The following is a 25,176-nucleotide window of genomic DNA, read 5'->3' as shown; positions in this document are numbered from 1 at the left end:
GGACGTCTTTTGATATAAACCACAGATCACGTCTGATGCCACGTCGCGGCAGCCGACCGATCCCGGGGGGACGCACCACATGGACGACGGGCCCGGCCTCGGCACGCCCGCGAGCGGCCCCACGCTCCAGGACATGCGCACGTCCCGGGGCATCGAGCCCCCGGCCACCAGCCGCTACGCGATCCCTGCACCGACGCCCCGGCCGCGCGGGCCGCTGCCACCCTCCGTCCGCTTCCCGGCGGTCGACGGGCTGCGCGGCCTCGCCATCGCCTCCGTCCTGCTCTACCACACCAACTGGTTCCAGAACGGCCTGTTCGGCGTGGACGTCTTCTTCGTCCTCTCCGGCTTCCTGGTGACCCTGGTGCTGATCCGTGAACTGGACCGCACCGACGGCATCCGGCTCGGCGTCTTCTACCGCCGCCGGGCCAAGCGGCTGCTGCCCGGGCTGCTCGCCACCGTCCTCCTCGTCGTCGCGCTGTCCGCACTGGTCAGCCCGCTGCGGGACGTCAAGGACCTCCGCCCGCAGGCGCTCGCCGCGCTCGGCCAGGTCGCCAACTGGGCCCAACTGGCCCGCGGCGACGCCTACTGGCAGCACTTCGCCTCCATCGACCCGCTCGCGGCCATGTGGTCGCTCAGCATCACCGAGCAGTTCTACGCGCTCTGGCCGCTGCTGCTGCTCGCGGTCTTCGGCCTCTGCCGCCGCTCGCTGCGCGCGACCGGCGTCGTCACCGCCGGGCTGTTCGTCGCCGCCGCGCTCGTCGCCCCGCTGATGTGGAACGGCGACAACAGCGACCGCCTCTACCTCGGCACCGAGACCCGCGCGGTCGGCTTCGCGGCCGGCGCCACCGCCGCCTTCGCGGTCTACCTGCGGCTGCGCCGCCAGGTCCGCGCGGCGGCCCCCGACGACGACGGCGCCACCCGCTCCCGGCGGCGCCTGCTCGACCGCTCCGCGGCGGCCGGCACCCTGGCACCCGCCCTGCTCGGGACCGCGGCCCTCGGCGGCCTGGTCTGGGCCAGCCTGTCCGTCAGCGGCTACCACGAACCATTGCTCTACCAGGGCGGGCTGGCCGTGGTCGCGACGCTGGCCGCCGTCCTGGCCGCCTCGCTCTGCCACGACCGGGGCCCGCTGGTCCGGCTGCTGTCACTGCCCCCGCTGCGGCTCACCGGCACCATCTCCTACAGCCTCTACCTGCTCCACCTGCCGGTGTACTGGCTGCTCCAGCACTACGTCGACGACATCTCGCCGCAACTGCTGCTCGCCATCGGCGCACCGCTCTCCTGGGTGCTGGCCTGGCTGATGCACACCGGCACCGAGAAGCTGCGGGTGCTGCGCTGGCGGGCCTTCCCGGCCGTCCCGCTGCTGGCCGTCGCCACGGCGGTGGCCACCACCGGCGCCTGGTACCTGCCCGCCTGGGTCCAGTACGACATGCGGTCCGGGCCGAGCGGCAAGCCCTCGGTCCTCGTCCTCGGCGACTCCTTCGCCCAGGACCTCGCCACCGGCCTCTACCGGCACGGCGACCGCTACCGGGTGGTCGACGGCGGGATCAGCGGCTGCGGCGTGTTCGACCCGGACAAGGTCCGCACCACCTCCGGCGAGGAGTTCGACACCAGCCGGGAGTGCCGCGACCGGGCCGCCGCGTGGGACCGGCAGCTCGCCGGCTCCGCCCCGCAGGCCGTCGTGATCCACCTCGGCTGGGACGCCGCCGAGCAGTACCTCGACGGCAGCTGGCTCAGCCCCTGCGAGGAGGACTACAGGAGCCGCTACACCGCCCAGCTCACCCAGGCCGTGGACCAGGTCCGTCGCCGCGCGCCCGGCGCCCGGGTGCTGCTGATGAACGAACGGGTCGAGAACGGCGCCATCAACAAGGGCTGGGGCACCTGCTACGACCAGCAGGTCGCCGCCTACGTGAAGGCCACCGCCGGCGCCGTCCGGCTGGTCGACCTCAACACCTTCTTCTGCCCGTACGAGACCTGCGCGTGGAAGGACCGCGACGGCCACTGGGTCACCCCCGCCAACGACGGGGTGCACCTCACTCCGGCCGGCATGCGGTTCGTGACGCCGTGGCTGGAGCAGCAGATCGCGGACGGACTGACCGGGCCGCCGTCGGGGCCGCCCACGGCCGCCCCGACGCCGACCTCGACACCGATGCCCACATCCGCACCGACCCCTACGCCGGCGGCCACCAAGCCGACGGGCCAACCGAGTTCGGCCAAGCCCAGCCGGGCCACGCCCTAGCCGGAGCCTAGGACGGCGGCAGTTCGTAGGTCTGCGCGAAGCAGTCGCGGATCGCCTGCTCGGAGGCCGGGCGCCCGGCGTAGTCCATCCGCGGGGTGTCCTTGTTGGTCGGCAGGTTCGGGTCGATGCCGAAGTACAGCGACCAGAAGTACAGCCCGCGCAGCTTGCGCTCCTGCGCCACCTGGCAGACCGCGGTGAACCAGGTCGCCTGGACGGCCTCGTTCAGCTCGGTCTTCTTGTAGTACTCGCCGGGTGTCTTGTAGGCGCCCTTCTGCGCGGGGATGCCCACCTCGGTGAGCTTGGTGGTCGGCTGCGGCCCGCTGCCGCGCTTGTCGAGCCAGGCGTTCCAGCTGGCCTTCAGGTCGGCGACCGGGGCGTCGTCACCGGACGACTTGGCCGGCGGGTAGGCGTCCACGCCCGTGCCGTCCGCCGGGACCGCTATCGGGCCCTTGGACCAGTTGTCGAAGTTCGCGTCGTACACCAGCTCGCCGTGGAAGGTCTTCCGCGCCTGGTCGATGAGACCGGGCCACCGCGGGTCGCCCTCCAGCGAGTTGAACTCGGTGCCGATGGTGACCTCGGCCGCGGAGTGCTCCTGGGCGGTCTTCAGGTAGGGCGTCAGGAAGGCGGCGTAGCTGGCGAACCAGGCGTCCCGGTCGGTCGGCGCGATGTTGCCGCGCCACTTGAGGGTGTTGAGGTAGTCGAAGACGTCCTCGTCCATGATCGGACGGATGGTGGTGCGCAGGCCCGCCCGGTGGGCGGCGTCCAGCAGCAGGGCCAGCCGCTCCGGGGTGGGGGTGGTCGGCCGGGCGGCGACGGCGTTCGACCTGGTGCCCGTCGTGTAGTACGGGAAGGTCACCGACAGGGAGTTGGCGTTCAGCCCGACCACGTACTTGACGATGCGGTCGACCTTGCCCTGGACGAAGTTGTCCGGGTCCGCCGGATCGTCCAGCCAGTACACCTGCACGCCCCACTCGGGGCTGCCCTCGGCCCACGGGCGGGCCACCTTGGGGCCGGTGTCCTCGGCCGGCGGCGCGTCCTTGCCGAAGCCCCAGACCCGGCCCTGCTCGGTCGCGGAGCCGGCCCAGTGCACGGCGGTCGGGCGCTGGTGGACGAACTTGAGCGGGTGGTCCCCCCAGACCACCGGGACGCCGACGGTGATGGCGACCACCACGGTCGGCAGGATGAAGATGACGGGGCGCTTCACAGCGGTGACCTCCGATCAGGCCGGCTTGGCGATGACGACGAACTTGTTCTCCTCGCCCTTGAGGAACTTGATCAGCCCGCGCAGGCCGCCCCAGCCCTCCAGGAACGAGAACAGCGGGATGGCCGCCACCACGACGATCGGCTCCCACCACTTGCGCCGGTGGTTCGCCGAGGCGACGACGTTCAGGCGCAGGCCCTCCCAGTACGTCCAGATGACGTAGGCGAAGTTGATCGACCAGACCAGCACCACGGACTGGGTGACCGGGGAGGTGTTCCAGGTGCCGGTGAACCAGGCGACCAGCAGCACCAGGCCGACGTGCTGGAGCGGGCCGAGCACCCAGCTGACCATGCCCATCCCGATGAACAGCCGGTACCGCAACGGGATCGTCCTGTTGAAGCAGAGCGCGACCAGGCCCCAGGCCCAGCGCTCGCGCTGCTTGAGGAAGTCCTTGACCCCGGCCGGCGAGGCGCCGTAGCAGCGCCCGTTGAACCAGTCGCTGCGGCCCGGGTAGCGCTGGCAGAAGTTCAGCGCCATCTGGGCGTCCTCGACGATGGTCTTCGGGCCGAAGTCCCAGCCGATGGTGGCCTCCACCGAGGAGCGCATCAGGAGCAGTTCGCCGTGCACGCCGGCGATCGGGGTGCCGGTGCCGGTCATCGCGCGGAAGCGGGCGATGTCGTCGGCCGGGCGGATCGCGTCGGCGAGCCAGGTGAAGGTGGAGACGGCGTTCTCCCGCGGGTACGTCAGGATGCCCTGCGCCATGTGCTTGGCGTCGTCCCCGGCCCGGCGCTGCCGGTTGACGAACTGCGCGACGGCGGCGGCGGTGTCCGGGCCGACGCCGGTGTCGTCGTCCATGTGCAGCACCCAGACGTCGTCCTCGGCCTCGCCCTCCTCGATCCGCAGCTCGTGCGAGTAGTGGTTGGCGCGGGCCTTGAACTTGGTGCCGTTGGCCGTCTCGTAGGCCTTCGGCACGGTCACCACCCGGATCAGCGGATTGCGGGCGGCCAGCCCGTCGATCTTCTCGGCGGCCGCGCAGCCCTCCTCGGTGAGGACGTCCACCCGCATCCACGGGAAGTAGGCCGGCAGGTGCTCGACGTACGAGAGCACCGAGCGCTCCAGCGCCGGATAGGTGTCGTGGCGGCCGATGGTCGGCACCAGCACGATCAGGAAGTCGTCCTCGACCGGCACGGCCGGCGTCATCCGGCTCACCTGGCGCAGCCGGCGGCGGACCATCAGCACGCCCTGGAAGCCGATCAGGACGCCGAACACCGGCATCCCCCACAAAATGGTGATCGTCCAGCCGAGCGGGGTGGGGTTGGGCACGTAGGCCCAGACCGAGAAGGCGAAGATGACCGTGAAGGAGAAGTAGAACGGGAGGACCCGGGGCTTCCACGACATCTGTCGCTCGGCGAGCCGGGCGGCCTCGCGGGACGTGGTGAGCACCGTCCGTGCGGGGGCTGTCGATGGCATGGCGAAAGTCGCTCCTCGTCTGCTGGCGGGCCGATCCCCTGCGGGAGCCGGGTCGTTCGTGGGCGGTCCGGGGTTGCGGCGGTCCAGGCCCGCGGCGGTCCAGGCCCGCGGCGGTTCAGGGCTGCGGCGGTCCGGGGTTGCGGCGGTTCAGGCCTGCGGCGGGCGGTCCGTCGGCGGGCGGTCCGTCGGCGGGCGGTCGGCCGGGGGCGCGACCGGGCCCGGGGCGACCGGACCGGGCGTCACCGGCGGCGCGGCGGGCCACGGCTGCTGGGCGAGCGTCGACGGGTGCGGGGCCGGCTGGGTGGGCTGCTGCGCGTACGGCACCGGCTGCGACGGCTGGACCGGCGCCGGCTGCGGCCAGGCCGCGGGCTGCGACTGCGGCGCCGGGGGCTGCTGCGGCCACGCGGGCTGCGGCTGCTGCTGGAACGGCGGCTGCGGTGGCCAGGCGGCCTGCGGCTGCAGCGGCTGTTGCTGCTGTTGCGGCCAGGCGGGCTGGTGCTGGAACGGCTGCGGGCCCGGGGCCGGCTCGGCCGGGATCGTCTGCAGCAGCGACCAGTGCAGCTGTCCGCCCGACGCCGCGGCGGCTTCCGACGCCCCCCGCTCCCGCCACTTCAGCCGGGCCAGCAGCAGGATCAGCGCCGCGGTGACGACCACGCCGAGCGCGAAGGTCGCGAGCTTGAGGCCGCCCTCGGTGGTGCTGGTGAACCACTCCCGCTGCGGCTTGTCCAGGAGTGCGCCGGTCAGGCTGCGCACCCGGTTGTACCCCTCGACCAGTGCGACGCCGGCCGCCACCCCGAGCGCCCAGGTGCGCCCGCGCAGCAGCAGGATTCCCGAAACCAGGTAGATCAGGCCGTAGTTGAGGCTGCCGGTCTCGGCGTCCACCGAGGTGCCGCCGTAGTAGAAGATGCCTTTGACGTAGGTCGCGAACCCGACCTGGCCGAAGCAGTTGTACGCCGCCCAGCCGAGCAGCACCACGCCCCAGCCGACGGCGATGCCGCCGGCCGCGCGCATCGCACGCGCCTGTCCCATCCCGCACCCCCGCCCCGCCGGGCCCGTCCCGGCGTCAGCCCCTCGGCTTCGCCGCCACAGGATGCCACACGGCACAACGGACACGGTATTCCGGCCGTTCAACGGAATTCAGTGGTGTAGCACACCTCGCGGCGACCGGCTCGGCGGACGCACGGGGCGGCTCGACGAACGCGCGGGGCGGCTCAACGGACGTGCAGGCCGCCCCAGTCGACGTTCGCGCCGAACGGGCCTGCGCCGCCGGTGAGCGCCAGCGGGCTGTGGTAGGTGGCGTTGACGTCCGCGCCGGAGTTGCGCGGCTGGTCCGGCGTCAGGTTGTCCGAGGTGAGCGACTGCCCCCAGACCGTCCAGATCGTCCAGGGCGTGCGCCGCAGCGTGTCCGGCTGGCGGGAGTTGACCGGGACGGCGAAGGACTCGGCCAGGATCCGCGGCTTGCCGTAGGCGGCGAGCCCGTCGTAGTACCGCTTGGTCCACACCTCGCCGGTGCCGATCGGGTGCGCGGGGCTGCCGCTGTAGTCGTCCACCCCGACCACGTCGACGTACTGGGAGCCCGGGTAGTAGTCCCACGGGTCCGCGCCGGGGGCTCCGTCCCAGGACACCGGCGTCCAGACGAACAGCAGGTTGTGCAGGCCCCTGGTCTCCACCAGGTAGCGGTAGGTGATCCGCCACAGCGCCTGGTAGTCGGCCGGCTTCTGGCCCGACCACCAGAACCTGCGGGCGCAGTCCTGCACGTTCATCTCGTGGTACGGGCGCAGCAGCACCGGCACGTCGTGGGCGGCCAGGTACTCCAGGTGGTCGGCCAGGTAGGACAGGTCGGTCATCAGCGCGCGGTACTCGGGGGTGTCGTGCGCGCTGTCGACGACGCGGCCGAACCAGCCCTTGTCCTTCGCGGCCGGGGAGTTCGAACAGAGCACCTGCTCGAAGGACTTGACGTCCGAACCGGGGTAGGGCTGGTGGAAGGACATGCCGACGATCCCGGCCGGCCCCCCGCCGTTGTCGGGCAGTTCGGTGGTGGTGCCGTCGCAGTTGTGCTGGACACCGGCCGTGCCGTAGCTGCCGTCGTCGGCGCGCGGGTGGCCGGACCAGACGGCGGAGAGCAGGTCGACGGCGTCGTCGGTGTACTGCCAGCCGGCCCGGCAGGTGGGCCACCGGCCGGCCGAGTAGGAGCGCGGGTCGCCGACACCCCAACCGGTCTGGCCGTAGCCGGGGCCGAGGTCGGTCTCGACGAAGCCGGGCAGCTTGCCGGTGAGGTCGGCGGCCTTCTTGTAGTAGTAGCCGACCTGCTTGGTGCCGCGGTAGTCGCCGTACTCGGGGTTGTTGCGCTCGTTGTGCGCCTCGACGTGCTGGCCGATCACCGTCCCGCCGCTCTGCCCGGTGCGGGCCTGCCCCTCCAGGTCGGCGAGCAGTTGCTGGACGGCCCGGGCGTTCGGCGAGGCCTGCGGGTCCCGGGCGAGCAGGTCCCGGCCGACCTCCGGCGGCAGGGTGCGGCCGGAGAAACCGACCGCCACCGGGACGCGGGCGGGCTGTTCGCCGTCGGCCCGGCCGTCGCGCTGCAACAGCGCCACGGCGCCCGCGGCCACCACGACCCCGGCCGCGGCCAGGACGGCGGGCTTGCCGCGCAGGGCTCTGGGCAGGGCCACGGACCGCTCCTCCGGTTGCTCGCCGGCACCGGCCCAGGCGGACACAACCGGAACACTCGTGCGAATGACTGCCCCGAGAGCCTGCCACACTCCCCCGGCCCCGGCGAGCGAACCCGCCGGGGCCGGGGTGTCACGGCGGATCAGCCGGCCGCGGCGGCCCCCGGCGCACCCGGCGCGGACGCGGCCTTGGCGCGCTGGAGCAGCTGGCCCTTCACGTGCTCGCCGAAGCCGGCGGCCGCCGCGGTGGCGGCGGCGTCGGCGGTGTTGCCGCCCTTCGCCGAGCCCTCGACCGTGAAGTAGGCGTACCGGCCCAGGGTGTTGTGCGTGTTGGTGCAGCCCGGCGTGGCGCAGAAGGCCGGCGCGCCCGGCGCGACGGCGCCCTTGAGGTGGCCGGTGTAGCTCTTCATCGAGGTCTCGGCCTGGATCTTGTGGTCGAAGACCGCGACGCCGACGGTCACCGCGCTGTCGCCGGAGACGTAGGTCGCCCGGAGCACCTTCTGGCAGCCCTGGTCACCGAGGACCTTGCCGAGCCCGCCGGTCGTCGAGTTCCCGTCCCAGCAGGGCGAGTCCAGCGAGACGAAGGTCCGGTTCCAGGTGGCGCCGTTGACCGTCACCTGGAGTGCGGAGAACAGCGCCCCCGCGTCCTGCGGCGCCGGGTCGGTGGCGGCCTCCCAGATCGGCTTCGACGGGTCGTCCGGCGCGCCGCCCGGGGTGCCGGACGGGTTCCCGCCCGGGGTTCCGGCGGCATTCGGCGCGGCACTCGGTGCGGCGGAGGACGGCCGGTTGGAGGCCGAGGCGGTCGGCCCGGCGGTCGGCTTGTCGCCGTCGCCCTTCGTCAGCAGCACCGCACCGCCCGCGACCAGGCCGCCGACCAGGACGACCGCGACCGCCACGCCGAGGGCCCGCAGCCGGCGGCGGCGCTTGTCGTCCGCCGCGTTGCGGTCCGCCAGCGCCTGCCAGTTCGGCTCGGCGCGCTGCGGCGCCTGGGGCTGCGGGTACGGCTGCGGGTGCGCCTGCGGGTGTCCTTGGGGATGCGTCTGGGGATGCGGCTGGGGGTTCGGCTGCCACTGCGGCGGCAGCTGCTGCCCCGGTTGGCCCGGCTGCGGCAGCGGAGGCTGCCCCGGCGGGCCGGGCTGCGCCACCGGCTGCGCGGGCGGCACCGGAGGCCCGTACGAGGCCGGCGGCGGCCCGAAGCCCCCGCTCGGCGGCAACACCGGACCGGGCACCACCGGCGGCTGCTGACCGTGCGCGTCCCCCGGCCCGGTGGGAGGCGTTCCCTGCGGACCCTGCCCGGGTGCGCCAGTTCCGTCGCTCACGCGCCCCCTCGCTTCGCTCGATGATCGCTTCGCGAAACGCGCCCCTCGGCGCTTCGCTCGCTCATGCGCCCAGATCGTAGGGCATGCCCCCGCCAGCCGGTCCGCCCGGTGACCGTTCCGTATCGAAACCAGGACGCCGGAGCCCGGAACCAAGGCCCCGGGAGCCCGGATCCGAGGCGCCCCAAGGCCACGGCCCGCCCCCTCCCAGCACCCCCGGTTATCGCGCCGACACACCGCGCCGTACTACATGTGGGGTCGCATCAGAGAGACACCACAAGATGTATGCTCAATCCTGCTGTCGATGCAGGGGAACCCGGTGCGAATCCGGGACTGCCCCGCAGCGGTGAGCGGGCGGCTCCAGCAGCCGCACCGCGAGTCCGAGTACCTGCCGACGGTGTGCGCACGGGCCCTCCCGCAGAGGCCGCGCCAGCACGAGAACTACCTTCCGGGCCTCGCGGGCGGGCCGGGGACGCCACTGTCGCGCGACGCTTCCTGCGTACGTGCCGTGCTCCCCTGCCCCGAACGGCCCGGTACCCCCCGATCACCGCCGCCGATCGCCGCCAGGAGAGAGCGCCTTGACCACCGCTGCCTCAGCCACCCTGCCCGCCCAGGGCACCGGCCCCGCCCCCACCGACCCGACGGTCTCCGACCCCGGCGGCGCGCTCCTTCGGCTGCTCACCGACCGCAGCGTCGATCTCCCCCAGGTGGACCCCGGCCATGTCGCCGCCGCCGCGCTGCGCGGCCGCCACGCCGGCTCGGACTTCGCCGAGCTGCGCGGGCTGGCCGTGGACGCCGCCGCGTCGATGATCGCCGAGGACCCCCAGTACTCGAAGCTGGCCGCCCGGCTGCTCGCCCTGGAGATCGTCGACGAGGCGAACAGCCAGGGCTCGCGCTCCTTCGCCGCCTCGATCGCCGTCGGCCACGACGAGGGCCTGATCGGCGACACCACCGCCGCCTTCGTCGCCAAGCACGCCGCCGCCCTGGACGCGCTGATCGACGTACACGGCGACGACCGCTTCGAGTACTTCGGCCTGCGCACCGTGCAGTCCCGCTACCTGCTGCGCCACCCGATCACCCGCAAGGTCATCGAGACCCCGCAGCACTTCCTGCTCCGCGTCGCCTGCGGCCTGGCGGTCGGCGACAGCGAGCAGTCCGTGCGCGAGGTCGCCGAGCTGTACGGCCTGATGAGCCGGCTGGAGTACCTGACCTCCTCGCCGACCCTGTTCAACTCCGGCACCCGGCACCCGCAGATGTCGAGCTGCTACCTGCTCGACTCCCCGCTGGACAACCTGGACTCGATCTACAACCGCTACGCGCAGATCGCCCGGCTGTCCAAGCACGCCGGCGGCATCGGCCTGTCCTACTCGCGCATCCGCTCGCGCGGCAGCCTGATCCGCGGCACCAACGGCAAGTCCAACGGCATCGTCCCGTTCCTGCGCACCCTCGACTCCTCGGTCGCCGCCGTCAACCAGGGCGGCCGCCGCAAGGGCGCGGCCTGCGTCTACCTGGAGACCTGGCACGCCGACATCGAGGAGTTCCTGGAGCTCCGCGACAACACCGGCGAAGAGGCGCGGCGCACCCACAACCTCAACCTGGCGCACTGGATCCCGGACGAGTTCATGCGCCGGGTCAACGCCAACGAGGACTGGTCGCTCTTCTCCCCCGCCGACGTGCCCGAGCTCGTCGACCTGTGGGGCTCCGACTTCGACGAGGCCTACCGCAAGGCCGAGCTGGCCGGCAAGGCCGTGCGCTCCATCCCCGCGCAGACCCTGTACGCCCGGATGATGCGCACCCTGGCGCAGACCGGCAACGGCTGGATGACCTTCAAGGACGCCTCCAACCGCGCCGCCAACCAGACCGCGCTGCCCGGCCGCACGGTGCACTCCTCGAACCTGTGCACCGAGATCCTGGAGGTCACGGACGACTCCGAGACCGCCGTCTGCAACCTCGGCTCGGTCAACCTCGGCGCCCACGTCGCCCCCGGGGCCTCCGTCGACGACCTGCTCGGCGCCATGGACTGGGAGCGCCTCGACGCCACCGTCCGCACCGCCGTGACGTTCCTCGACCGCGTGGTGGACATCAACTTCTACCCGACCACCGAGGCCGGCACCTCCAACTCCCGCTGGCGCCCGGTCGGCCTCGGCGTGATGGGCCTCCAGGACGTCTTCTTCAAGCTGCGGATCGACTTCGACTCCGCCGAGGCCGCGCGGCTCTCCACCCTCATCGCCGAGCGCATCATGCTCACCGCGTACGAGCGCTCCGCCGACCTGGCCGAGCAGCTGGGCCGCCACGAGGCCTACGGCGAGACCCGCGCCGCCCGCGGCGAACTGCACATCGACCACTTCCCGACGGCCGCCCCGCAGTGGGCCGACCGCTGGACCGCGCTGCGCGCCCGCATCGCCGAGACCGGCCTGCGCAACTCGCTGCTGCTGGCCATCGCGCCGACCGCGACCATCGCGTCCATCGCCGGCGTCTACGAGTGCATCGAGCCGCAGGTCTCCAACCTGTTCAAGCGCGAGACGCTGTCCGGCGAGTTCCTCCAGGTCAACCCGTACCTGGTGCGCGAGCTCAAGGAGCTCGGCGTCTGGGACCAGCAGACCCGCGACGCCCTGCGCGAGGCCAACGGCTCCATCCAGGAACTGGGCTGGCTGCCCGCCGAGGTCCGCTCGCTCTACCGCACCGCCTGGGAGCTGCCCCAGCGCGCGCTGATCGACCTGGCCGCGGCCCGCATGCCGTACCTCGACCAGAGCCAGTCGCTGAACCTGTTCATGGCGGCGCCGACCATCGGCAAGCTCAGCTCGATGTACGCCTACGCGTGGAAGGTCGGTCTCAAGACCACCTACTACCTGCGCTCGCGCCCGGCGACCCGGATCGCCCAGGCCGCCTCCGGTGCCGCCCGCGCCGCCGCGCCCGCGTCCGCGCCCGTGCCGGTGAACACCCCGACCCTCACCCCGGAGGAGGAGGCCGCGCTGGCCTGCTCCCTGGAGAACCCCGAGTCCTGCGAGGCCTGCCAGTGAGCACCCCCGACCGCGAGAAGATGCTGCTCGACCCCGGCTTCGAGCTGACCCTGCGCCCGATGCGCTACCCGTCGTTCTACGACCGGTACCGGGACGCGATCAAGAACACCTGGACCGTCGAGGAGGTGGACCTGCACTCCGACGTCGCCGACCTGGCCAAGCTCAGCGAGGGCGAGCGCCACCTCATCGGCCGCCTGGTCGCCTTCTTCGCCACCGGGGACTCGATCGTCTCCAACAACGTGGTGCTGAGCCTCTACAAGCACATCAACTCCCCGGAGGCGCGGCTGTACCTGTCGCGCCAGCTGTTCGAGGAGGCCGTGCACGTCCAGTTCTACCTGACGCTGCTCGACACCTACCTGCCCGACCCCGAGGACCGCAACGCGGCCTTCGCCGCGGTGGAGAACATCCCCTCCATCCGCCAGAAGGCGCAGTTCTGCTTCAAGTACATGAACGCCGTCGACCACATCGACTCGCTGCAGACCAAGGAGGACCGCCGCGCGTTCCTCCTGAACCTGATCTGCTTCGCGGCGTGCGTCGAGGGCCTGTTCTTCTACGGCGCGTTCGCGTACGTGTACTGGTTCCGCTCGCGCGGCCTGCTGCACGGCCTGGCCACCGGCACCAACTGGGTGTTCCGCGACGAGTCCATGCACATGGACTTCGCGATGTCGGTCGTCGACACGGTCCGCGAGGAGGAGCCCGACCTCTTCGACGACGAGATGGCCAAGCAGGTCACGGAGATGCTGGAAGAGGCCGTCGAGGCCGAGCTCCAGTTCGCCCAGGACCTGTGCGGCGACGGCCTCGCCGGCATGAACACCGACTCCATGCGCCAGTACCTGGAGGCCGTGGCCGACCAGCGCCTCGCCCGCCTCGGCCTGCCGATCCGCTACGGGTCCACCAACCCGTTCGGCTTCATGGAGCTCCAGAACGTCCAGGAGCTGACCAACTTCTTCGAGCGCCGCGTCTCCGCGTACCAGGTCGCCGTCGAAGGCTCCGTCGCCTTCGACGACGACTTCTAAAGCACTCAGACACACCAGAGGTGCCCCGCCCGGCTCACCGCCGCGCGGGGCACCTCTGTCTGTACCGACCTCACCTCTGAACTCCCCCGCCCCCAGCCATCGTTCACGCCGGGCGGGGGCGGCCCAACCACTTTCCCGCTCTGGAAAGATCGGGTTCTTGACCCTGCGCCCAGAGAGCCGGGAGCATCGGCCAAGACAGCCGAGACCGTCGCCCGTAGGGCTTCCATGTCTCCAGCCAAGCTTTCGAAGATCGAAAACGGCAAGACCCTGCCGAGCGTGCAGGACGTGGACCTCATCCTGACCGCGCTCGGCATATCGGATGAGGCCAAGGCCGAGTTCCTGGAAGCAGCCCGTGGCGCGGCCACCGAAGAGGTCGCCCGGCGGGAACTCCGCCGGATGGGCCACTGGAAGCATCAGCACGCCATCGAAGCCCGAACGTGCCTTCTCCGGCTCTTCCAGGGACAGCTGATTCCTGGCTTGCTTCAGAGCGCCGAATACGTCTCAGCCGTCTTCGCCTTGCACCCGGAGCTGCCAGATGAGGCGAAGACGAAGACGATCGCAGCTCGACTGGAGCGCCAGGCCGTGTTGTACGACCGCCAGCGGCAGTTCCACTTCCTCATCTGTGAACATGTACTACGTTGGCGGATCTGCCCTCCTGCTGTCATGGCTACGCAGCTCGATCGCCTGGTGTCACTGTCCCGGCTTCCCAACGTAACCATCGGGACCATTCCTCTCGCCAGACGAATGCCGGACTTTCCAATGACATGCTTCAGCATGTATGACGATCGCCTGGTCATCGTGGAGACGTTCCATTCAGAGATCACCACTCACGATCCACGAGATGTCGGCGTCTATCTGTCAAAATTCTCCGAATTCGATGCCGTAGCACTACACGGAGACGACATGCGCGCACTGGCCGAAGGGATCCGAGACGAGTTCCTTCAAGAATAAGAACCCAAAGGAAGCCGCAATGGACAACAGATCGGATTCAGCGCGGATCGCGGGCCCAGAGTGGCAGGACGCCAGAACCCTCCGCCGAAACGGCGCAGAAAAGAAGCAGGTTGAGCTGGCAACCCTTGAGCGGACCTCGACGGAACTCCGCTACTTCCTGCCGACCATGATCACCGGACTGCTCTCGACGCCGGAGTACGTCAACGCCAGTCTGGCCCACATCCCCGGTGATCACTCGAAGGTCATCGCCAAGAAACTTGAGCGGCAGACACCGCAGGGTCTCTGCCAATAGCCGAGCCACCCGGCAGGAATGACCCCAGCGGACCTTCGCGGCGCAGGAAGTCGGCCAGTCCGACTTCCTGCACACGCATCCGGAGCGGCCACCTGAAATGGGCCGTGAAGAGTTCTCTAGGGAACAGGAAAGCATGCAGGAATAACCCCAACGCCCCGGTATTTTGGTGACTCGCCGAAATGATTCGAGAGCCACAGGAGCGCTCCATGCCCACTGACGGTTCCGCACAGCCGCCCGGCACCACACGCCGCCGTACACACGCGGAACTCATGGAGCGGATCGACAACAACCCAGTCCGGAAGGACCTGACAACCGGGTGCCTGGTCGAAATCGTGGGCGCCCAGGACGGCCGGGCGCTGGTCCGGCCGCTGTTCGAACCGGACACCCCACCGCGCCAGGTGCCGGCCGACCAGCTCACCACCCGCATCAACCTGTGGCGTTGACGGACCGGCCCTCCCCTTGAGTCTTCCGCCCAAGTCCTGGGCGGGGCGGGGCCGTTGCGTGCTGCCCCGAAGCGATACCGGAAGGTGCAGGCGATGACTGACCACAACCTGTACGAACTCGACCTCTCCCGGGTCGAGTTCAACCGCGCGTGCGGCGGAAACCAGGGCGGGGGCGATGACGGCGAGTCGTGCGTGACCCTCGGCCTGGTCGAGCGGGGCGTCTACGCCCTGGGCGACAGCAAGCGTCCTGACCGCGAGCCGTTGCTGTTCACCGCCGAGGAGTTGACCAACGCCGGGATCGACCCGGCCCGGTTCGGCCTGTCCGTCTGAGCCCCCCGAACAGCCCCGGCCGCCCGCAGTCCCGTGCGGGCGGCCGGGGCTTCAACGGCTCCGAGGAGAAGCACAGTTGCACTTCCACGGCTACGAGTGGGCCGGTGACGGCCGACTGCTGGCGAAGGAGCCGGAGCGTCGCCCGATCGAGGCCGCACGGTTCGGCCTCTCGGAACTCCCGCCGATGATGACCGGCTGGTGGCTGCTGCGGCCCACCGCCCAGATCCGGGGCACCTGGGAGACGGCGGCCGACGCAGCCGACTGGCTTGCGGCACGGTACGAGGAGCACACACCGGGCGGCGATCCGTGGCTTCCCACCGAGGCACGGCGACTCTGCGCGATCGAGCAATTGGAGGGTGCCGCAGACGTGGTGTGGTCCCGCTGGGTGTCCGACAGCCGCTGGTCGGGCCACTACGTGATCGCGTGCCCCCACAGGATCTGGCCGGACATCCCTTGCCCGACCCGGCACACCGCTCGACCACCGGTCTCGGGCTGACGCTGCCGCCCCGCCTCCGGGGCCCGCCGGAGTTTCTGGCGGGCCCCGGAACACGTTCGGCGAGACCGGTCAATCTTCGCCGGGAAGGAACGCCAGCTCAGGACTCTCGTGACGCCCCCGGTACCGGCCGGGCCGGCTAGGGAGGACACTGGCACCGGTCCCGCCCGCACGAGACTTCCGGAGGAACGGTGAGCGCAGCGTCCCTGCACGGCCACCACGACGACCAGCAGCCGATCCCGCGGACCCAGAACGCAGTCGCCACCGCGCTCCCGTCGGCGCAACGGATGGAGTTCTACCGGGAGATGGGCGAGGCTGACGACTCGACGATCGGCGGCGTCCTGCGGCGCTGGTGGCTGCGAGCCCAGCTCTACCGCGATCCGGAAGGTGACCGCATCCACGCCGCCATCCAGGCCGGCACCGCCCCGGGCACCCCCGCGTCCGCAGTCCTGCGCCGTCTCGGGGCCCAGTGAGCAACCTTGTCCGATAGCCGCCGGTCCGGCCACCGCATGATCGTGTGCCCCGATCAGGTCTGGCAGGACAGCCGGTGTCCGACCCAGCACTGACGGTCGCTCACGCCGCCCCGACCGCCTCCAACGGGCTGAGGGTGGCTGCCCGGCGGGCGGGGAGGGTGGCGGCGAGGGCTCCGATGGTGAGGGAGGCGAGGCAGAGGAGGGCCAGGGTCCCCCAGGGCACGGCCAGCGTGTACTGCTTGACCGCGCCGCCGGCCAGCGCGCCGACGGCCCAGGCGCCGAACAGGCCGCCGGCCAGGCCGAGCAGGGTGCCGAACGCCGCGACCGTCACGGCTTCCAGGCGGATCATCCGACGGATGCCCCCACGCTCCATGCCGATGGCGCGCAGGACGCCGATCTCGCGCGTCCGTTCGGTGACGGACATGGCCAGGGTGTTGACGATGCCGAGGGCGGAGATAACAACGCCGATGCCGAGGAGCCCGTACATCAGCGTCAGCAGGTCGCCCATCGTCCCCGCCGCTTCGCGCACCAGTTCGGCCCGGTCCTGCACCTTCAGGAGCGGGTTGTTGCCGACCGCCGCCCGCAGCCCCTCCCCCGATACGCCGTCGCCCCGGACGAGGATCCGCTGGACGGAGCCGGGCTTGAAGCTGTGCTTCTGCACGTCGGCCCGGGCGCCGACCGCGCCGTGGGCGGTGGGGTTGTCCTGGTAGATGCCGACGACGGTGTACCGCGTGAACTCCTCGCTCCGGCCGAGGCGGGCGTTGACCTGGCCTCCCGTGCTGACTCCGGTCTCCCGGGCGACGCTGCTGGAGAGGGCGATCCGGCCGGGCCCGAGGTCCTGCGCGGAGCCGCTCACGAAGTCGAGCTTCAGCACCTGGCCGACGCCGTCCGGCTCTACGTCGGCCGGGTCGATGCCGGAGATCTCGCGTACCTTGCCGCCGATGACCGCCGTGGAGTCGGCGACCGCGCTCGCGCCGCGCACCCCGGGGGCGCCGGCCACCCGCTGGACGGCGGCCGGGTCGATGCCGGTCATGGTGTCGCCGGTGCTGATCACGTAGTCGGCCGCGAGCCCGTCCGCCGTCTGCCGGTCGAGGGCCTGCCCGGTGGAGTGGCCGATGGTGGCGAGCCCGCTGACCAGTGCCGTGCTGATCAGCAGCGTGGCGGCGGTCGCCGCCGTGCGCCGGGGGTCGCGCAGCGCGTTCTGCCGGGCCAGGAGGCCGGCGACGCCGAACCGCCGGGTGAGGCGGCCCGTCAGCCGGATCACCGGGACGGCGAGAGTCGGCGCCAGCACGATCAGGGCGACGACCAGGACCCCGCAGCCGAGCATCGCGTTGCGCAGGTTCTCCTCGGAGGCGTCCTCGGCCGAACGCGCGAGCGCGGCCAGCAGGCCGGCGCCGAGCACGAGCAGCCCCACCCCGGCGATCGGACGCAGCCGTGAGCGCCCGCCGGGCGGCGCGGCCGCCGCCCGCAGCGCCTCGATCGGCGCGATCCGCGCCGCCCTGCGCGACGGCAGCCAGGCGGCCGACACCGTCACGCCGACCCCGACGAACAGGGCCGCCGCCACCGGCCGGGGCCCGATGACGAGCGGGCCCTTCGGCACCTGGTTCCCGTCACCGCTCAGCAGTCCGGGCAGCACGGTCGCGATGCCGAGCCCGAGGGCGAACCCCGCCATCGACGCGACGACGCCGACCAGCGCCGCTTCGGCCAGCAGTGAGCGCACCACCTGGCGCCGTGTCGCGCCCACCGCCCGCAGCAGGGCAATCTCCCGGGTGCGCCGGGCGACGAGCATGGTGAAGGTGTTGACCACGAGGAACGAGCCGATGAACAGCGACACCCCGGCGAAGACCATCGGCAGCTTCTGGTAGCCCCGGGTCAACGTGCCGACGTAGAGGGCCTGTTGGTCCGCCTGCGCCTGTCCGGTGGTGACCTCGGCCGCGCCGGGCGGCAGGGTGGCGGCGATCCGCGCCGCCAGCTCGTACTGGCCGGCGCCCGGTCCGGCGGAGACTTCAAGGCTGGTGTAGTTCCCGGGAGTTGCGAACAGCCGCTGTGCGGTGGCCCGGTCGAACAGGGTGAGCGTGCCGCCGGCCGTGACCCGGGTGTCCCCGGTGGTGACGGTGCCGACCAGGCGCGCGGTGAGGGCCGGGCCGTCCGTGGCGAGCGTGATCGTGTCGCCCACCCGGTACCGGCCGGCCGCCGCGGTGCCCCGGTCGACGGCGATCTCGTCGGCACCGGCGGGGGCCCGCCCCTCGACCACGGGGTAGCGGGCGTCCTTGCCGTCGCGCCCCGGGACGTAGGCAGCCGCGAGGTTCGTGCCCCGCTTGACCCGCAGCGGCCTGCCGTCGGCCGCGTTCAAGGTGGCGCTCCCGTCGACCGACGGCCGTACCGCCGCGACGCCGGGCACGTCCGCGAGCCTGCGCGCCAGCGCGTCGGTCAACACGCCCGGCTGGTCAGGAGTGGCGGCGGGCTCCTTCGCGGTGACGCTGACCGCGACGTCGGCGAAGGTGCGGGACGCGGCCGCCCGCTGGACGGCGGCGGTCGAGTCCGCGAAGACGAGGGTGCCGGAGACGAAGGCGACGCCGAGGCAGACCGCGAGGACGGTCATGAGCAGCCGGGCCTTGTGCGCCAGGACGTTGCGCAGGGCTGTGGTCAGCATGATCAGCTTTCGGAAGTGGCGGGTGCGGGGTCAGCCGGCGAAGGACTTCATGACGTCCAGCACCCGGTCCGGCGTCGGGTGCGCCATCTCGTCGACCAGCCGCCCGTCGGCCAGGAACACCACCCGGTCCGCGTACCCGGCGGCCACCGGGTCGTGGGTCACCATGACCACTGTCTGCCCCAACTCCCTGACGGAGCCGCGCAGGAAGCCGAGCACCTCGCCCCCGGCCCGGGAGTCGAGGTTGCCGGTCGGCTCGTCGCCGAACACGATCGAGGGCCGCGCGACCAGCGCCCGGGCGACCGCGACGCGTTGCTGCTGCCCGCCGGACAGTTCGGCCGGCCGGTGGTCGAGGCGCTGGGAGAGCCCGACCATCGACACCACCCGGTCCAGCCACTGCCGGTCCGGCGTGCGCCCGGCCAGCGACAGCGGGAGCGTGATGTTCTCCAGCGCGGTCAGGGTGGGCAGCAGGTTGAACGCCTGGAAGATGAAGCCGACCCGGTCCCGCCGCAGCCGGGTGAGCTGCCGGTCGCCCAGGCCGCCCAGCTCCGTCGTGCCGATCCGCACCGACCCCGACGTGGGGGTGTCGAGCCCGGCCGCGCAGTGCATCAGGGTGGACTTGCCGCAGCCGGACGGGCCCATGATCGCGGTGAACTCGCCCTCCCGGAAGGCCACGCTGACCCGGTCCAGGGCGGTGACCCGGGTGTCGCCGCCGCCGTAGGTCTTCGTCAGGTCGACGACGGCGGCCGCGACCCCGGGGGTCGCTTGCAGGGCAAGGGGGTTGGCGATCACGGGTGGCTCCTGTCCGAAGGCGCGAGTCGAGGTGCGGGTCAAGGTGCGAGTCGGTGCACTTCGAAGGGTGTCCGGGGCACGTATCAGGCCCCTGCGCCGCCGTGTATCAGTCCCCGCGCCGCTTCGCAGCAGTCCCGTAGCAACTGCCGCGGTCAGCCCGGCAGCCGCAGCGTCGCCACCGCGCCGCCGTCCTCCGCGTTGTCGAAGCGCAGCTCCGCCCCGAGCAGCCGGGCCTGCCCCAGCGCGATGGTGAGCCCCAGCCCGTGGCCCGTGCCACGCTCGGCGGCGCCGGTGTGGAAGCGGCGCGGGCCTTGGCGCAGCAGGTCCGGCGGGAAGCCGGGGCCGTGGTCGCGCACGACGACCGTACGGTCCTGGACGGTGACCAGGACGGGGGCGGCCCCGTGCCGGTGCGCGTTGACGACGAGGTTGCCGACGATCCGTTCCAGCCGCCGCGGGTCGGTCTCCACCGTCCGCTCCGCCGCCACGGCGATCTCGGCCTCGAACCCGGTGCGCAGCACGGCCTCCCGGACGACGGCCGCGAGCGGCACCCGGGCCCGCGCCACCTCCTCCGCCCCGGCGTCCAGCCGCGAGATCTCCAGCAGGTCCTCGACCAGCCCGCGCAGGTCCCGCACCCGCGCCCGGATCAGGTCCTCGGTCTCGCCGGCCGGCAGCAGGTCGACGGCGGCCAGCAGTCCGCCGACCGGTGTGCGCAGCTCGTGCGCCACGTCCGCGGTGAACTGCCGTTCGGAGCGCAGTCGTCGGCCGAGGCTGTCGGCCATCAGATCCACCGTCGCCGCGATGTCGGCGACTTCGTCGCCGCCCTTGGTGGGCCCGGTCCGGGCGTCGAGGTCCCCGGCGGAGATCCGTCCCGCCGTCTCGGCGACCCGCCGCAGCCGGCGGGCGAGCAGTCCGGCCCCGTAGACCGCGGCCGGCGTGGCCGCCGCGAGCGCGACCAGCGAGGCCACCGCCATCGCCGCGTCCAGCCGGGGCAGGTCGGAGAGCTGCGGTGCCAGGTTGACCTGGATGGCGAGGACTGGGCTGCCGGGCCCGCCGGTGCGCTGGGCGGCCCAGTAGCTCGGGCCCGAGTTCCCTTCGGCGTGCCCGTCGTAGGCCGTGTGCCGTTCGCCGTCGGCCGGGTGGCGCAGGGCGGCGGGCAGGTCTACGGGGTCGAGTTCGGCGCCGTCCGCCAGCGATCCGGTGCGCCGGTAGACGTCCATGGCCGAGTAGACGGCGTTGAAGGCCTGCGCCTCGGCCCGGCTGCGGATGTCGTGCGCGGTCCACAGGTGCACCAGCACCCCGACCGCCGCCGCGACGAGGCAGGCGGTGGCGGCGGCCAGCGCGGCGATCTTCCAGCGCAGGGGCGCGCGGGCGGGCCGGGGAGTCGTGTGCACCGCTCTCAGCGCCTGAGCTTGTAGCCGAAGCCGCGGACCGTCTCGATCCGCTCCCGGCCGAGCTTGCGGCGCAGCCGCTGCACGCACAGGTCCACGACCCGGCTGTCGCCGTCCCAGCCGTACTCCCAGACGTTGCGCAGCAGGGTGTGCCGCTCCAGCACGACGCCGGGGTGGGCGGCGAACTCCAGCAGCAGCTTCAGCTCGGTCGGGGTCAGTGCCACCGGCGCCCCGCCGACGGACACCTCCATTCCGGCGGTGTCGACGGTGAGGTCCCCGAACACCAGGACGTCCCCGTCGGCGGCTCCGGGCGAGGGCGCCGGGACGGGTGGCGCGTACGTCGCCCGCCGCAGCAGCGAGCGGATGCGCGCCACCAGCACGTACGTGTCCACGGGCTTGACCACGTAGTCGTCCGCCCCGGCCTCCAGGCCGGCGACGACGTCGAGGCCGTCGCCGCGCGCGGACATCATCAGGACGGGCACCAGGCTGGTCTCCCGGACCTTGCGGCACAGGCCGATCCCGTCCAGGCCGGGCAGCATCACGTCCAGGATCAGCAGGTCGAACTGCTCGTCCCGGAACAGCTCCAGCGCCGTGAGGCCGTCCGCCGCGGCGCGCATCCCGTAGCCGTAGCGTTCCAGCGCGACGGTGAAGGAGCGGCGCATCAGCTCGTCGTCCTCGACCAGCAGCACGCGGACGGGGTGCGGGGGCGGCGTGGGCGAGGACACGGGCGGACGGCTCCTGCTCGGACAGCGACAAACGGCGGCGGACGGCGGCGGGTGACGGGCAGCGGCGGACAAGGGCACGATACGGCAGATATCGGACGCCCCGGCCTCCTCACCCACATCGACGTCAGGCCGCGCGCTCCCTGATACCCGGCGGATACAAACCCGCCGACGAACCCCCCGCCGCACCCGCCACCGATCACCCCTTGACCGACCCGGCGGTCAGGCCCTGGGCCAGGTAGCGCTGGAGGCGTCAAGAGCGGGAACGCCAAGAGCGGAAACGCAAAGGGCCGGGACGCCCGTCGCGCCCCGGCCCTTGACGGTTCGTCAGTCGTTCGCCACGGTCGCGTACCGCGCGGTGCCCTCGGCCATCTGCTTCAGCGCGTCCTTGCGGTCCCGCTTCGACAGCTTGTCGATGTAGAGGGTGCCGAACAGGTGGTCGGTCTCGTGCTGCAGGCAGCGGGCGAAGAAGCCGGTGCCCTCGACCCGGATCGGCCGGCCGTCCTTGTCCACACCGGTCACCGCCGCGTACTCCGGGCGGGGCAGCTCGGCGTACGCGCCCGGCACCGACAGGCAGCCCTCGTTGCTGTCGTCCAGCACCCGCCGGCGGTCCGCCGGGTACTCCTCCAGCTTCGGGTTGATCACGTGGCCGATGTGGCGCACGCCCTCGTCGTCCGGGCAGTCGTAGACGAAGACCTTCAGGTCCACGCCGATCTGATTGGCCGCCAGGCCCACGCCCTCGGCCGCGTACATCGACTGGAACATGTCGTCGATCAACGCGGACAGCTCACCGTCGAACGCGGTGACGTCCTTGACCTCGCGGTGCAGGACCGGGTTGCCCACCACGGTGATCGGACGCGCGGTGCCCTTGGAGAGGTCCGGCTGCTCGCCGACCACCTTCAGCGGGGCCTCGTCGGCCGCCGACTCCTGGTCGTGGTCGTGGTCGTGCTGGTGGTCGTGCTGCTCCGCCATCGCTGCTTATCCGCTTCCGCTTCCGAGAATGGTCCAGGTATTCGGCTCTCGCCGGGTACACCGCTCAAGGGTAAGCGGCGCGCTCAACAGACTTCCTCCAGATCGCGGTACGCCCGCGTGCCGGGCGAGGCCGCGGCCCAGCGGTCCAGCAGCGAGCGGACCAGCAGGGCGGGCGCGGCGATCCCGCACTCGCGCTCCACCAGCCAGGACATGCCGGCCTCCCCGCCCTGGCTGAGGTGGCTGAGGTGTCCGGGGTGCGCGGCGTCGCCGTCGTCGTGCGGGTCGTGGTGGGCGGTGTGCCCGTCGTCCGTAGCCATCCGGCTCTCCGAGCAGGCCCGGCAGAGCAGCCGCACCGAGGACGTCCAGTCCTCCGCCGCGTAGCCGGCGTCCGCGACGACCCGCTCCAGCGCGTCCCGGTCCCCCGCCGTGGCGGCCTGGAGCAGCACCACGTAGGTCGGCACCGGGGACGGCGCCCACAGCTCGATCTCGTCGAACACCGGATAGGCGACCCCGTCGGTGACCCGCTCGCCGTGCGGGGCACCGTCGTGCAGCACCACCTCGCCCCAGCGGCGGCCGGAGGAGGGCAGCGGGATGGACAGCACCTCGATCCGGGCCGGGTCCAGCCGGCGGCCCCACACCACCTCGGACTCGCCGTCCGGGGAGAGCCGCACCGGGGTGGTGCCGAGGTCCAGGCTGACCGGGCCGTCCGGCTGCCCGCCCGGGCCGCCGGGCAGCTTCAGCCCGTACGCCTGCCAGGCGCGGCGGGCCAGCGGCCAGTCCTGCAAGGCGGTCGCGGTGATGCCGAGGTTCCACCAGTCGGGGGCGCCGTGCTCGCGGTCCAGCAGGGCGACGGCCCGCAGCCCGGCCGAGCGGGCCTGCTCCCAGTCCCGGCGGAACTTGTGCAGCAGGGCGAGGTTGAACCAGGAGTCGGACAGCCAGGGCTCCAGGTCGGCGGCCATCACCAGCAGCGCGCCGGCGTCCTCGTAGCGGCCGTCGCCGATCAGCGTGAAGGCCCGGTCGGTCGTCTGCCGCCAGGTGGCGGACGGCCGGTGCCGTGCCCGGTGGAAGATCCTCACGTTCGTCCCTGCCGTCGTCGTCCGCTCAAGTCCCGTACCGCCGCGTCCGGATCCACTTCCGCGGGGGTCCGGGGCACGGTGCCCCGGGTCGGTGTTCCACGCTACGACCGCATCCAACCACGCCCGCCCCCGCCCGCGCTCCCCACCGGCGAGGTTGGGGCCGCCCCTACCCAGCCTGCCCGCCCGGCCGCCCCGCCTCAACCCCGGCGCAGGCCCGCCGGTCCGCGGCGCTCCGCCGGTCCGCCCCGCGGCGCCCCGCCGGGGCCCGGGTCAGCCGCCGAACTCAAGCCCGCATCCAAGCCCGCGTCCAAGCCCGCCTGGACAGGCCTTAGCCGCCCACCCGGGCCAGCGCGTCCACCACCCGGGCGTCGTACACCCGGCCGCGCCCCAGCCGCAGCACCTCCAGCGCCTCCAGCCGGCCCACCGCCTCGCCGACCCCGCGGCCGCGGGCCGCCGTCAGCAGGTCGTCGTGGGCGTTGGCCACCCGGATGATCCGGGCCGCCAGCGGCACCGCGCCGTCCCCGCCGGCCGTGCCGAGCACCGGATCGGCCAGCCGGGCGACCTGCTCGGCGACCTGCCGGGGCACCCCGGTGCGGCGGATCACCTCGCTGCCCAGCCGGGCGATCCGCTGCTGCTCGGCGCAGGGCAGCAGCGCGGTCGCGCCGTCCGGCACCGGCTCGACCAGCGACAGCTGGCCCACGTCGTGCATCAGCGCCGCGTACTCCAGCAGGGCGAGTTCCCGGGTGCCCAGCCCCAGCTCGCGCCCCAGCGCGCACGCCGTGTCCGCGACCCGGCGGGCGTGCCCGTGCGGGGTGTAGCCGGCCACCTCGGTGGCCCGGGCCAGGCTGGCGATGGTCTGCCCGGTGGTGGCCCGCACCGCCGCGGCCCGCCGGAAGGACACCTGGGCGAGCAGCAGCGGGGTGCAGAACAGCGGCAGCGCCCACAGCCCGACCTCGCCGGCCGCCAGGCTGACCAGCATCCCGGTGGCGACGATCGCCGAGCCGATCCCGAACAGCGAGCGCAGTTCGTCCTCCAGCGCCGCCGGGAACCTCAGCCCGCCCTCCAGGCCGGCCGCCGACCGGCGCAGCAGCGCCGCCAGGGTCGCGTCGCAGAGCGCGGCCAGCGCGGCGACGGCGGTCAGGAACACCCCGTACGCCGGGCCCTCGGGCGAGAAGCGGTCGACCAGTCCGCCGTTGTAGAGCGGCTGGAAGACGGCGGCGGCGAAGCCGACCCCGAGCAGCCGACGGGCGGCGCTGTCCCGCCGGGCCGGGTCGGCCCAGGGCGGGCGCCGGTGCGGGCGGCCGGGGCGGGCCCGCTGGGTCAGGCCCGGCCGGCCCCGGCCCGGGCGGCACGCCCTGAGCCAGGGCAGTGCGAGGCCGGGCAGCCAGGCCAGCAGCAGGCCGACGCCGGTCACCGCGACCACCTGGAGCATCCCGTGCGCGGTGGGCACCCCGCGCAGCGGCCCGAGCAGGGCGTACGCCAGCGCGCCGGCCGCACCGATCGGCGCCTGCTCGCGGTCGCCCGGAAGGGTGATCCGGACGCACTCGCCGAGCGCGATCAGCGCCGTGAACGCCAGCGCGACCCTCGCCCCGGCCACCCCGCGCACCGCGACCGCGCCCACCGCGAACACCAGCAGCGCGGCCGCCGCCGCGTGCACCACGCGGGCCTCCCG

Annotated in this window: 21 protein-coding genes, 1 pseudogene and 1 riboswitch; of the genes and pseudogenes, 10 read left to right on the top strand and 12 right to left on the bottom strand. The window is 72.7% G+C overall.

Annotated elements, in window-relative coordinates:
• Positions 1 to 79: 79 nt before the first annotated feature.
• Positions 80 to 2,236, top strand: coding sequence for an acyltransferase family protein (locus ACFWPT_RS32280; protein ID WP_380486079.1), 2,157 nt, complete (start codon positions 80 to 82; stop codon positions 2,234 to 2,236).
• 7 nt (positions 2,237 to 2,243) lie between these two features.
• Here the strand turns inward: ACFWPT_RS32280 and ACFWPT_RS32275 are convergent, their stop codons facing one another.
• The 5 genes from ACFWPT_RS32275 to ACFWPT_RS32255 form a co-directional block, all read right to left on the bottom strand.
• Positions 2,244 to 3,440: a glycoside hydrolase family 113 gene (locus tag ACFWPT_RS32275; protein ID WP_380486077.1), complete on the bottom strand. Its 1,197-nt coding sequence runs from the start codon at positions 3,438 to 3,440 to the stop codon at positions 2,244 to 2,246.
• Between the two features lie 15 nt (positions 3,441 to 3,455).
• Entirely contained in the window at positions 3,456 to 4,907 is a 1,452-nt protein-coding gene (locus ACFWPT_RS32270) for a glycosyltransferase family 2 protein (RefSeq protein WP_063347871.1), read from the bottom strand.
• 147 nt (positions 4,908 to 5,054) lie between these two features.
• Positions 5,055 to 5,936 carry a hypothetical protein gene (locus ACFWPT_RS32265; protein ID WP_380486075.1) on the bottom strand — a complete coding sequence of 294 codons (882 nt, stop codon included), beginning with the start codon at positions 5,934 to 5,936 and terminating at the stop codon, positions 5,055 to 5,057.
• Positions 5,937 to 6,118: 182 nt separating this feature from the next.
• The gene (locus ACFWPT_RS32260) at positions 6,119 to 7,573 is read right to left on the bottom strand and encodes a glycoside hydrolase family 26 protein (RefSeq protein WP_159398436.1); all 1,455 of its coding nucleotides are present in this window, start codon (positions 7,571 to 7,573) and stop codon (positions 6,119 to 6,121) included.
• Positions 7,574 to 7,713: 140 nt separating this feature from the next.
• Positions 7,714 to 8,733, bottom strand: coding sequence for a hypothetical protein (locus ACFWPT_RS32255; RefSeq protein ID WP_380486072.1), 1,020 nt, complete (start codon positions 8,731 to 8,733; stop codon positions 7,714 to 7,716).
• Between the two features lie 421 nt (positions 8,734 to 9,154).
• A riboswitch (cobalamin riboswitch) is annotated at positions 9,155 to 9,297 on the top strand.
• Between the two features lie 191 nt (positions 9,298 to 9,488).
• On the opposite strand from ACFWPT_RS32255, the gene ACFWPT_RS32250 reads away from it, so the two are divergent.
• The 9 genes and pseudogenes from ACFWPT_RS32250 to ACFWPT_RS32210 all read left to right on the top strand — a co-directional run bounded on the left by ACFWPT_RS32250 (position 9,489) and on the right by ACFWPT_RS32210 (position 15,904).
• Positions 9,489 to 11,906 carry a ribonucleoside-diphosphate reductase subunit alpha gene (locus tag ACFWPT_RS32250; RefSeq protein WP_380486084.1) on the top strand — a complete coding sequence of 806 codons (2,418 nt, stop codon included), beginning with the start codon at positions 9,489 to 9,491 and terminating at the stop codon, positions 11,904 to 11,906.
• A 20-nt stretch (positions 11,907 to 11,926) separates the two neighbouring features.
• A complete protein-coding gene (locus tag ACFWPT_RS32245; protein WP_079136257.1) occupies positions 11,927 to 12,922 on the top strand; it encodes a ribonucleotide-diphosphate reductase subunit beta in 996 nt (331 codons plus the stop codon).
• 195 nt (positions 12,923 to 13,117) lie between these two features.
• Positions 13,118 to 13,246 (top strand): annotated as a pseudogene (locus ACFWPT_RS32240) (helix-turn-helix domain-containing protein); the annotation flags it as partial.
• A 72-nt stretch (positions 13,247 to 13,318) separates the two neighbouring features.
• On the top strand, positions 13,319 to 13,873 hold the full coding sequence (locus ACFWPT_RS32235) for a DUF5753 domain-containing protein (RefSeq protein ID WP_380381085.1): 555 nt from the start codon (positions 13,319 to 13,321) through the stop codon (positions 13,871 to 13,873).
• A gap of 19 nt (positions 13,874 to 13,892) precedes the next feature.
• Complete coding sequence (locus ACFWPT_RS32230; RefSeq protein ID WP_380381079.1) at positions 13,893 to 14,165, top strand: Scr1 family TA system antitoxin-like transcriptional regulator; 273 nt, start codon at positions 13,893 to 13,895, stop codon at positions 14,163 to 14,165.
• A 206-nt stretch (positions 14,166 to 14,371) separates the two neighbouring features.
• Positions 14,372 to 14,608, top strand: a complete 237-nt coding sequence (locus ACFWPT_RS32225; protein ID WP_380381081.1) for a hypothetical protein — start codon at positions 14,372 to 14,374, stop codon at positions 14,606 to 14,608.
• Positions 14,609 to 14,701: 93 nt separating this feature from the next.
• Complete coding sequence (locus ACFWPT_RS32220; RefSeq protein WP_380381083.1) at positions 14,702 to 14,938, top strand: DUF397 domain-containing protein; 237 nt, start codon at positions 14,702 to 14,704, stop codon at positions 14,936 to 14,938.
• Positions 14,939 to 15,014: 76 nt separating this feature from the next.
• Complete coding sequence (locus ACFWPT_RS32215) at positions 15,015 to 15,434, top strand: hypothetical protein (RefSeq protein WP_380379539.1); 420 nt, start codon at positions 15,015 to 15,017, stop codon at positions 15,432 to 15,434.
• 188 nt (positions 15,435 to 15,622) lie between these two features.
• Positions 15,623 to 15,904: a hypothetical protein gene (locus tag ACFWPT_RS32210; protein WP_380379541.1), complete on the top strand. Its 282-nt coding sequence runs from the start codon at positions 15,623 to 15,625 to the stop codon at positions 15,902 to 15,904.
• Positions 15,905 to 16,004: 100 nt separating this feature from the next.
• Here the strand turns inward: ACFWPT_RS32210 and ACFWPT_RS32205 are convergent, their stop codons facing one another.
• The 7 genes from ACFWPT_RS32205 to ACFWPT_RS32175 all read right to left on the bottom strand — a co-directional run bounded on the left by ACFWPT_RS32205 (position 16,005) and on the right by ACFWPT_RS32175 (position 25,164).
• Positions 16,005 to 18,557: an ABC transporter permease gene (locus tag ACFWPT_RS32205; RefSeq protein ID WP_380486070.1), complete on the bottom strand. Its 2,553-nt coding sequence runs from the start codon at positions 18,555 to 18,557 to the stop codon at positions 16,005 to 16,007.
• Between the two features lie 30 nt (positions 18,558 to 18,587).
• Positions 18,588 to 19,343, bottom strand: a complete 756-nt coding sequence (locus ACFWPT_RS32200; protein ID WP_380342858.1) for an ABC transporter ATP-binding protein — start codon at positions 19,341 to 19,343, stop codon at positions 18,588 to 18,590.
• Between the two features lie 155 nt (positions 19,344 to 19,498).
• A complete protein-coding gene (locus ACFWPT_RS32195; protein ID WP_380486067.1) occupies positions 19,499 to 20,737 on the bottom strand; it encodes a sensor histidine kinase in 1,239 nt (412 codons plus the stop codon).
• Positions 20,738 to 20,742: 5 nt separating this feature from the next.
• On the bottom strand, positions 20,743 to 21,459 hold the full coding sequence (gene cseB / locus ACFWPT_RS32190) for a two-component system response regulator CseB (protein WP_363377176.1): 717 nt from the start codon (positions 21,457 to 21,459) through the stop codon (positions 20,743 to 20,745).
• A gap of 324 nt (positions 21,460 to 21,783) precedes the next feature.
• Positions 21,784 to 22,428, bottom strand: a complete 645-nt coding sequence (def, locus tag ACFWPT_RS32185; protein ID WP_079135633.1) for a peptide deformylase — start codon at positions 22,426 to 22,428, stop codon at positions 21,784 to 21,786.
• Between the two features lie 83 nt (positions 22,429 to 22,511).
• Complete coding sequence (locus tag ACFWPT_RS32180; RefSeq protein WP_063347881.1) at positions 22,512 to 23,504, bottom strand: hypothetical protein; 993 nt, start codon at positions 23,502 to 23,504, stop codon at positions 22,512 to 22,514.
• A 328-nt stretch (positions 23,505 to 23,832) separates the two neighbouring features.
• Positions 23,833 to 25,164 carry an HD-GYP domain-containing protein gene (locus ACFWPT_RS32175; protein ID WP_244293371.1) on the bottom strand — a complete coding sequence of 444 codons (1,332 nt, stop codon included), beginning with the start codon at positions 25,162 to 25,164 and terminating at the stop codon, positions 23,833 to 23,835.
• Positions 25,165 to 25,176: the final 12 nt, after the last annotated feature.

Source organism: Kitasatospora sp. NPDC058478 (assembly GCF_042720345.1).
GTDB lineage: Bacteria > Actinomycetota > Actinomycetes > Streptomycetales > Streptomycetaceae > Kitasatospora.
The sequence above is the reverse complement of the archived record's forward strand: the minus strand, read 5'-3'. Positions and strand labels throughout refer to the sequence as shown.